The following is an 8,223-nucleotide window of genomic DNA, read 5'->3' as shown; positions in this document are numbered from 1 at the left end:
GAGCAGATCATTGGGATATTGCGGCAGGCCGAAGCCGGCATGCGCGTGGTGGACTTGTGCCGTCAGCACGGTATTTCCGAGCCACCTTTTACAAGTGGCGGTCAAAAATGGCGGCATGGACGTTTCTGACGCGAGGCGGCTGCGCCAGCCGGAGAAGGAGAACACTCGGCTGAAGAAGATGGTGGCCGACCAGGCACTGGACATCTCCATCCTCAAGGATGTCCTCTCAAAAAACTTCTGAGGCCCGCGTCATGCCAGGAAGCGGTGTGCAGTATGTCCAAAGGCATATACCGCCACCCAGCGGCTGGCCTGCGCGACCCTCGGCGTCAATCGCAGCACAGTTCGGCGTCCTCACCCACCGGATCGGGATGACGACGCATGCGGGAACTGGCAGAGGAGCGGCGGCGCTTCGGCGTCGTGCGGCTGCATGTCTTGTTACGGCGTGAAGGGTTGTGGTGAATCACAAACGGACGGAAAGGATCTACCGTGAGGAAGGTCTCTCCTTGCGCTTGCGTGCCGCAAAGAAACGTCCCTGGTCGCTGCGGTCCTGGCTGCCCACGCCCTGCGGCTCGGACAAACAATGGGGCATGGATTTTGTCAGCGACAGCCTGGGGTCGGGACGGCGTATCCGTATCCTGACCATCCTTGACCTCTGGGACAGGTCAACGCCGGCCCTGGAAGTGGACGTATCGCCTTCCGGTCAACGGGTGGCGCAGGTGCGGAACGCCTTCGCCTGCAAGGGCGCATGCCGCGCAGGCTTCGGACGGACAACGGCCCGGAGTTCATCGGTCGGGCATTGAACGAATGGGTGCAAAAACATGGAGTGTGCCTGGAGTACAGCCGCCCAGGGAAGCCGACGGATAACGGTTTCGTGGAAAGTTTCAATGGCAGGCTGCGGGATGAGTGTCTCAATCAGCATATTTTCGTTTCCCTGGCCGAAGCCCGGAGCATCTTCGAGAAATGGCGGCTGGACTATAACTGCCACCGTCCACACGGCGCGCTGGACTGGCAGAGTCCGGAGGCATACCGGGCAGCCCATCAACCCTCAACACGGACAGGAACCACTAACTTATCTCTGGTACCGTGAAGGGGGAGGGCAGGCCGCTAAACACACTGTACAAGTGGATGAAATTGAAAACGGAAAGTCTGCCTCCCCCCCCGCCTAGCGGGGAGTTTTTCTTTCCATACCCAAACGCCCGGAAACATTTCCGGGCGTTTGAGTCTCTGTCCCTGAGTATACAAATGGTTATTCCAAGTTGGCAGTTCCGTCAGCATGGAGAGTAATCTTGCTGACGCCGGTGAGATCAAGGTTCTGCCAGTTCACCTGCCCCCCCTCACCGTCGACGGCGATAAGTTCCCAGCCTTTGGGACTGCCGGAAATATTGACTTTCAACCCCTCACCACTGGCGAGGGTATCACTTCCCAGCAGATCCTGCGCATCCCCGTCGGCGTTGGAGTCAATGAGGCCAAGCTGGTGGAGGGTGAAGCCCGTTCCGTTGGCGACGATGATTTCTTGCGCAAAGGCGGAACCGGCACCAAGCCCCCAGAGCAACAGGGCTGTGGCGAAGAGAACACGAATCGATTTCATGAGATGTTTCCTTTTAGGAGCGCATGGCGCAAAGCCTATACGTGTGAGAAGTTATACGGAAAGCCGAAGACTATTCAGCGGGCATGGCTTCCATAGCGTCCATAATAGTTTTGCCAGGATTCTTGCCGCAGTATGTTCCCAGATGCATGCCGAGTTTTTCCATCCACGCGTCGCTTATGACCGTGTTGTCGCTCTTGCCGCTCATATAACCATCGATCCACATGAGCATCATGGGCATATTGTCCTTGTCTCCCAAGAATTCCTTGCAGGTGATCTTGGCCACATCCTGTTCTGTAGCGTATGAAGTAAAAGGAGCAGCGAACAGCATAGAGACGGCAACGGCGGTCAGCAGAACCTTTTTCATTTTTTTTCCTATCTGAGTTAAAAGTTACTCTCAGCACACCCGAAGGCTAAGCCTCCAGTGCCGCATCCGAGAACATGGGATTCCGAGGGACAGATTCCTTATAAGGTATCTGCATAGCTTTTTGCGAACTGGCCGTCTATCACCTGAACGAATGCTTTTTCCGGAAACCCCTCACCCTCTCGAGTGATTTCTTTTTGATGAAAAAAGAGCTAACATTATAATCCTTAAGGGGGATACTAATGTATTCGAGAAAGCCCACACAGGGGAAAGAAGGCAATGCCATGTTCAGCATAGCCTGCCTATTCGCGGTTCAGTTCGTCAGCTTCCTTGAGGGAAGAGGCATTGGAGCCGTTCCGTTCCCGTTTCCGGGAATCATCGTCGGGATTTTTTGCGGTCTGCTGTGCGGCGGCCTGCTGTTTTCCACACGCCTCGGGAAGCAATACGCGTCCTTGTGGCTCCTGAGCCTCACCGCAGTAAGCGTCCTCCTGTGGGGAAACGTGCTCCGAAATAACGACGCCCTTTCCTGCTACGGCGCATGCATGCTGGGAGCGGCTGTTTTGCCCCCCGTGCTGGCGCGTCTTCTCGCCGCAAGCCGCTCACCGGGGCTGCATGTGGGCATCGCGTTCGCCATTGGAGATTTCTTCTGGCTTTTTCTTTACCTGCTGCCAGCTCCGCCTTCAGCAAAATTTCTTCAAGGGATTTTACTGGTGCTTCAGTCCGTGGGCGGCGGTCTGGCAGCCTTCGATCTGTGGAAAGCGAACCGCGCCGTTCCTCCCGTTCCCGAGCCGGAACTGACGCATCAGGGGTACCGGCGATACGAGTCGCTGGGATATCTCACCGCCATCACGCTCGTATTCTTTATTCTCAACGCGTTCATCGACATCCCGTTCTACCGGATGCACGACGCGGCCTTTCCCATACCGGCTCAGGTTCACCTATTCATATGGATTGTCTACCCATTGACGGGCCTGTTCATCGACAAACGTGGCGCGGACATGCGCCTGCTCCTCGTTTGTCTGGGGGGCAATATCCTTCCCCCGACGCTCATCGCCATTACGGAAGGAACCGTTCTGTACTGGTTCATCTATACCGTGGTGCTGGCAAGCCGGAGCGCGTCCCTGCTGTACCTACTGCTCGTCTTCGCCAGAATCAACAGACAGTTTCAGTATCGGAAACTCGTCATCATCATTCCCTACCTGGCGATGCTCGCCGCGTTCATGGGCACCTCCATATTCGTGGAGTATTTTCCGGGGACGCTCCACATCATTTTGTGGAGCCTCTTTCTCACCGCCGCGTTCAGCTATATCAGCTCGCGCATCCAATACGCCCTGACGCTTTCCAACATCCTTCCTTCCGTTTTCTACAATACGCAGTCTGCAGAAAGTGACAATCCGCCGTTCCCACGCAAGGACAGGAGGGAAGGCCTTGCCCGCTTCTCCGCTAAATACGGGATTTCGGCACGCGAGCAGGACGTGTTGCAACTCATTACGAAAGGATACAATACGACGGCAATCTGCGCGTCCCTGCATATTTCCGAAAACACCACCAAAACGCATGTGCGCCAGCTCCTGCGCAAAACGGAAACCCACAATCGCATTGCACTGACGGCACTCTTTTTCAGCGAAATGGAAAAAGGGGAACAACAGGAAGGCTAGCGCTCCGGAGCAATGACGAATTGACCGGCCATGTACCGGATACTCTTGATATCGGGGCGAAGACGCCGAAGCAGCTTATAGGCTTGCAGAGACCGGTAGCCCTCAAAACAATACAGCAGGACGGGGAAATCTTTCGGAATGGTCTTCACCAGATGGGGAAAGGAGTGAATTGGGATATTCAGGGCATGGTCGAGATGACCGCGAAAAAACTCCTTCCGGCTGCGAACATCTATAATAAGCAGATTGCCGGTATCGCGAATATAATGCCGCGCCTGTTCCATGGTCATTGCCGGCTGTTCTCTAGGCGACTGGGGACGCGCCGTCCCGAAGACGGTGTAGACAACCATCTCAATGCACGCGATAAGCAGTATCAGGCCGAGAATCCATTCCGTTCGCCGAAATCGACAAGAAAAAGTCATCTTCGCTCCTTTTCACGAAAATCAATACATCCCTTTTTTATGCCGCCGTCAACTCATCGGCGTGCCGGCAAGCGATCTTTGTTGAAAGCTCCGCAACGCCCATCCGAAAAGGGGACGGCTTTTTTTCGTAAAACACCCCGACGGGTGATAGCTCTCCCCACTCATTAATGGAATACAGATGGACAAATGCCGATAGCAATGGGCCATCGGGACACCTTTCCTCACCCTTTCCCGCAAGAGAAAACCTCCATGAAAACCCAATCCGCCCAAAATTCCGCCCTGCTGTGGGCCGGTTATGCCCTGCTGCTTCTCTTCATGTTTTCGCTGCACGTTCAGGCGCTGTTCTCTCTGGGTCTCGTCGCGCTGATTCTCGGCTATGTGACGCGCAACCGCTTCCGCAAGCATGAGTGGAGCCTTGGGGTCGCCCATGCTTCGTGGCAGATCAATACGGTCTGGTTGTCCCTGTTGCTCGGCGTTCTCGTCATCATCGTCCTGATCGCCATTTGCGGATGGATGGGAAGCGATCCCATGCTTGAAACGAAGCTCGACGCCATTACAAACAGTGATCTGGCCCCTCAGGAAATGCTGCGCGCTCTCTGGGCTATCCCCGGCACCAAGGCCATCGTGGGAACCATCATTACCTTCACGCTTCTTTGTCTCATCTGGCCGCTCAAGCGGATCCTTCAGGGATTGCTGGCGCTGCGTTCCGGCATCGAACCGGTGGAGGGGCAAGGCTGGCTGGCCCTTGCGCTGGCTGTTGCGATCCAGCTTCTTCTCATGCTGCTCAGTGTTCTGTTGTAAATCAACCGGAGAACCATGCGCCGGACGAGAACAAACATAGGCACGGGCTTCCGTCCAAGAAGAGAACACCTGCTGGACGAGTTGAAAAAATGGATGCCCCCGCGGTTGCCGATCAAGCACAAAACAACTTGGCCGGCATACCCGTTTGGGAGGCTTCCCAAAAGACGGACGGCAGGCTTCATCCAGCAAGAAAAGCGGTGATGGAGACGGAGACCACGGTGCGGCTTGCTCCGGGCGTGCGTTTTGTTTGGATCAGGCCGTACGGCAGGATCGGGCCGAGGCGCTCAGCTGGTATCACGAGGCCGCCGCGAACGGTGACGAAGTATGCAAAAGCGAGGAGCTCAATGAACGTCCCCGTCTTTCTGAAAAGACTGTCCGCCGTCCTTCTGGGCCTGCTGCTGTCAGGATGCGGTTCCTACTATACCGTTTCCGTGGATTCGCTGCGCGACGACGAGCTTGCCGCTGAAGCCGCCACTTGTTTCCTTGAACCAGGCAATCAGGGGGGTTCCGAAGACGATCTGTTGTTCCGCGAAGTCGCCCGAACGCTCGAACCGGCATTCCGCGCACAGGGATACACGGTAGTCTCCAAGCGTTCCGAAGCCCAGAGCATCGCCCGGATTACCTATTGGGAAGAGGAACCACGCACCACACTGGAAACCACGACGATCCGGCGTACCGAACCCGTCATCCTCCGGGACGGCAAGAAAGAACGCGTGGAATATATCTCTGTGGAGGAACCCTCCGTCTCGATGCGTACCGTTTACACCGTGAAGCTTCTTGTCGAAGCCCGCCGATGTGACGGAAAGCAAATCTGGCGAACCCTCGTGAGCGGTTCCGGCTCTGTGGGCGACTTCAGGACACTTCTTGCAAGCATGGTTCCTGTGTTGCCCCGCACGCTGGGAACAAGGACTAATGGCCTCAGAATATTTGAAGTGTGCGTAGAGGACGGCAGCAATATCTCCGTAGAAGAAATCCGGTAAGCAACCTAGTGGTGCCCTCCCCCCCACATCGCGCCTCCGGGGAAGGCCCCGCTACGCCGCGGCGACATTCCGTTACGGCACGACGCCCTGATGATCCCACTGCTTTTTTCCGAGACGTTTTCTCCAGCTCCGGCACAGTCCCAAAAAACACCATGAAGCGCCTTGTTTTTGCCTGTCTTCTGCTCTTCCTCACGTATCCAGCCTGCGCCTCCGCGCAGGAAACGTGGGCCATCTACTGGTATCTGTGCGGCAGCGATCTGGAAACGAGAAGCGCAGCCGCCTCCAAGGATCTGGCGGAGCTCCTCCGTGCCCGACTACCGGACAACGTCACGGTGGTTATCCAGACCGGCGGAGCCAAACAATGGCATCACAGCGAGATCAGTTCCCGGCATATCGGAAGGTACGTCTATCACGGCGGAAAACTGGAACATGTCGACAAGCTCCCGCAGGCCAGCATGGGCGACTGGAAGACGCTGGCCTCATTCCTCGACTTCTGCAAAAAAAACTACCCGGCGGACCATCAGGTCTTCGTCTTCTGGGATCACGGCGGCGGCAGCATCGGCGGTGTGGCCAATGACGAAAACTTCGACTTTGACTTCCTGTCATTAAAGGAAATCCGACAGGCTTTCGAGAGCGTCCACACGCCGTCCTCTTCTAGGCCACCCTTTGATATCATCGGTTTCGACACCTGCCTGATGGCCACGCTGGACACGGCAAACACAGTGAGCGGATTTGCCCACTACATGGTCGCCTCGCAGGAACTGGAACCTGGAAACGGCTGGCAGTATACAGGATGGCCCGAAGCGCTTGGCGCTGATACATCCATCAGCGGGGCGGAACTGGGAAAGGCCATTTGCGACACCTACATGGAAGGCTGCCGCATGGAGGGAACCGAAGGAAACGCAACGCTTTCCCTCATTAATCTTGAGGCGCTTCCCCATCTGAACATGGCCTATAACGCCCTCGGGCTCGAAGCGGTCGGCGTGGCGATGGAAAACGACGCCTTCTACGCCATCCTCGGACGGCAGGCCAATGCCGCGGAAAATTACATGAACTCACGTTCCGAAGGCTTCACCAACATGGTGGACATCGGTTCGTTCGTCCGTAATCTGAAACGGTCTCTGCCCGCGTTCAGCCAAATCCTGCTGGATGCGCTCGACGAAGCCATCATCTACAAGGTCAGCGGGCCCTACCGCAATCCCTCGGGCCTGTCCTGCTACTATCCCTTTGATGGCAATAGTGATGGTTTCAACGCCATGCTGAACACCGGGAATGTGACCTCTTTTCTGATCCTGAACGGACTTCAATTTGGTTTTCTTGATGCGGACAGCGCTGTGGCTCATCTCGAAAGCATTGCAGACGATATTTCCGCCGCCGTCGAGGCAGACGACGGGAAAGAATCTGAAACGCCACCCTCCCCGCCTGAGCAGGCATCCTCGTCCGGTCTGTCCGGGCTGCTCTCCGGACACGCCACGTCTGGCGGCGGAACGGTTGCGAATCTGGCGGCCATGTTAAGGCAGACATCCAACGCCGCGCTGGCATCCGTGAGCCCACTCGCCCCTCTGGACATTTCGTCCCTTGAGGATTTTGCAGTCACCATCACCGATACCGGAGACGCCCAGCTTGCCCTCGGCCCGGATCAGGTGCGCTTTCTCGACAGCGTGCGTTTCTACCTCGCCTATTACAGCGTTGAAGACGACCTCATCCTCCTGCTCGGCAAGGATGCCGACATACAGGCGGACTGGGACGCGGGCGTCTTCCGAGATAATTTCCGGGGCGTATGGGCCGCGCTCGACGGGCATCTGGTCTATCTGGAAATCACCCATGAAGGCGAGACATTCAATCATTACGCAGTCCCAATCAAACTGAACGGCGTCCGCTGCAATCTCGCCGTCGTGTACGATTTTACTAGGGAAGCCTACCGAGTTTTCGGCGCGCGGCGTCTCTCCGGCAACAACATGGCAGACAAAGCGCTTATCAAGCTGAAGCAGGGCGACAGAGTGACCACGATACTTAAGGCCATGAGCATCAGCGGCGAAGATGATGATTTTCAGGACATAGAGGTGGACGAGTTCACGCTCGGCGAAACCGTCGCTTTCGAGGACATCGACATGGGGGACGGGACGTTCATGTTTCTGTTTGAAATGACAGACGTGCAGAATAATTCCGCAACGTCCCAAATCGTCACCATCGACGTCAAGGACGGCGAAGGACGCTATGAAGCTCTCACTGACTGACGGTGTTTTGCCCCCTCCCCCAAAAACTGGTCCATTGAAAAGTTAGCGTTCCCGGCATAGGAGCACAGCTATGAAACGGAGCCAATTCAGCGAAGAGCAGATCATTGGGATATTGCGGCAGGCCGAAGCCGGCATGCGCGTGGTGGACTTGTGCCGTCAGCACGGTATTTCCGAGCCAC

Annotated in this window: 8 protein-coding genes and 1 pseudogene; 6 read left to right on the top strand and 3 right to left on the bottom strand. The window is 56.3% G+C overall.

Annotated features, from left to right (window positions below; translation table 11 throughout):
- Positions 1 to 1,087: pseudogene (locus T370_RS23905) on the top strand (IS3 family transposase); the annotation flags it as partial.
- A gap of 159 nt (positions 1,088 to 1,246) precedes the next feature.
- Here T370_RS23905 and T370_RS0120105 read toward each other — a convergent pair.
- Together T370_RS0120105 and T370_RS0120100 are read right to left on the bottom strand one after the other, a co-directional pair.
- Complete coding sequence (locus T370_RS0120105) at positions 1,247 to 1,588, bottom strand: hypothetical protein (RefSeq protein ID WP_029436802.1); 342 nt, start codon at positions 1,586 to 1,588, stop codon at positions 1,247 to 1,249.
- 70 nt (positions 1,589 to 1,658) lie between these two features.
- Positions 1,659 to 1,952 (bottom strand): HdeA/HdeB family chaperone, encoded by a 294-nt coding sequence (locus T370_RS0120100; RefSeq protein WP_029436801.1) that lies wholly within the window; start codon positions 1,950 to 1,952, stop codon positions 1,659 to 1,661.
- Between the two features lie 239 nt (positions 1,953 to 2,191).
- Between T370_RS0120100 and T370_RS23900 the strand changes: the two genes are divergently transcribed.
- Positions 2,192 to 3,607, top strand: coding sequence for a helix-turn-helix domain-containing protein (locus tag T370_RS23900; protein WP_029436800.1), 1,416 nt, complete (start codon positions 2,192 to 2,194; stop codon positions 3,605 to 3,607).
- Here T370_RS23900 and T370_RS23895 read toward each other — a convergent pair.
- Positions 3,604 to 4,026 (bottom strand): rhodanese-like domain-containing protein, encoded by a 423-nt coding sequence (locus T370_RS23895; RefSeq protein WP_051643924.1) that lies wholly within the window; start codon positions 4,024 to 4,026, stop codon positions 3,604 to 3,606. The genes T370_RS23900 and T370_RS23895 overlap by 4 nt on opposite strands.
- A gap of 249 nt (positions 4,027 to 4,275) precedes the next feature.
- Here T370_RS23895 and T370_RS0120085 point away from each other — a divergent pair, with 249 nt between their 5' ends.
- The 4 genes from T370_RS0120085 to T370_RS0120070 all read left to right on the top strand — a co-directional run.
- Positions 4,276 to 4,827: a hypothetical protein gene (locus tag T370_RS0120085; RefSeq protein ID WP_029436798.1), complete on the top strand. Its 552-nt coding sequence runs from the start codon at positions 4,276 to 4,278 to the stop codon at positions 4,825 to 4,827.
- A gap of 344 nt (positions 4,828 to 5,171) precedes the next feature.
- Positions 5,172 to 5,807, top strand: a complete 636-nt coding sequence (locus T370_RS0120080) for a hypothetical protein (protein WP_029436797.1) — start codon at positions 5,172 to 5,174, stop codon at positions 5,805 to 5,807.
- A gap of 152 nt (positions 5,808 to 5,959) precedes the next feature.
- Complete coding sequence (locus T370_RS0120075) at positions 5,960 to 8,044, top strand: clostripain-related cysteine peptidase (protein WP_051643923.1); 2,085 nt, start codon at positions 5,960 to 5,962, stop codon at positions 8,042 to 8,044.
- Between the two features lie 70 nt (positions 8,045 to 8,114).
- The coding region (locus T370_RS0120070; RefSeq protein WP_029436795.1) for a transposase at positions 8,115 to 8,223 on the top strand (109 nt) is incomplete at its 3' end.

The sequence above is a fragment of the Bilophila wadsworthia ATCC 49260 genome (assembly GCF_000701705.1).
In the GTDB taxonomy this organism is placed as follows: Bacteria; Desulfobacterota; Desulfovibrionia; order Desulfovibrionales; family Desulfovibrionaceae; genus Bilophila; species Bilophila wadsworthia.
This window is presented reverse-complemented; position numbering and strand designations above follow the sequence as displayed.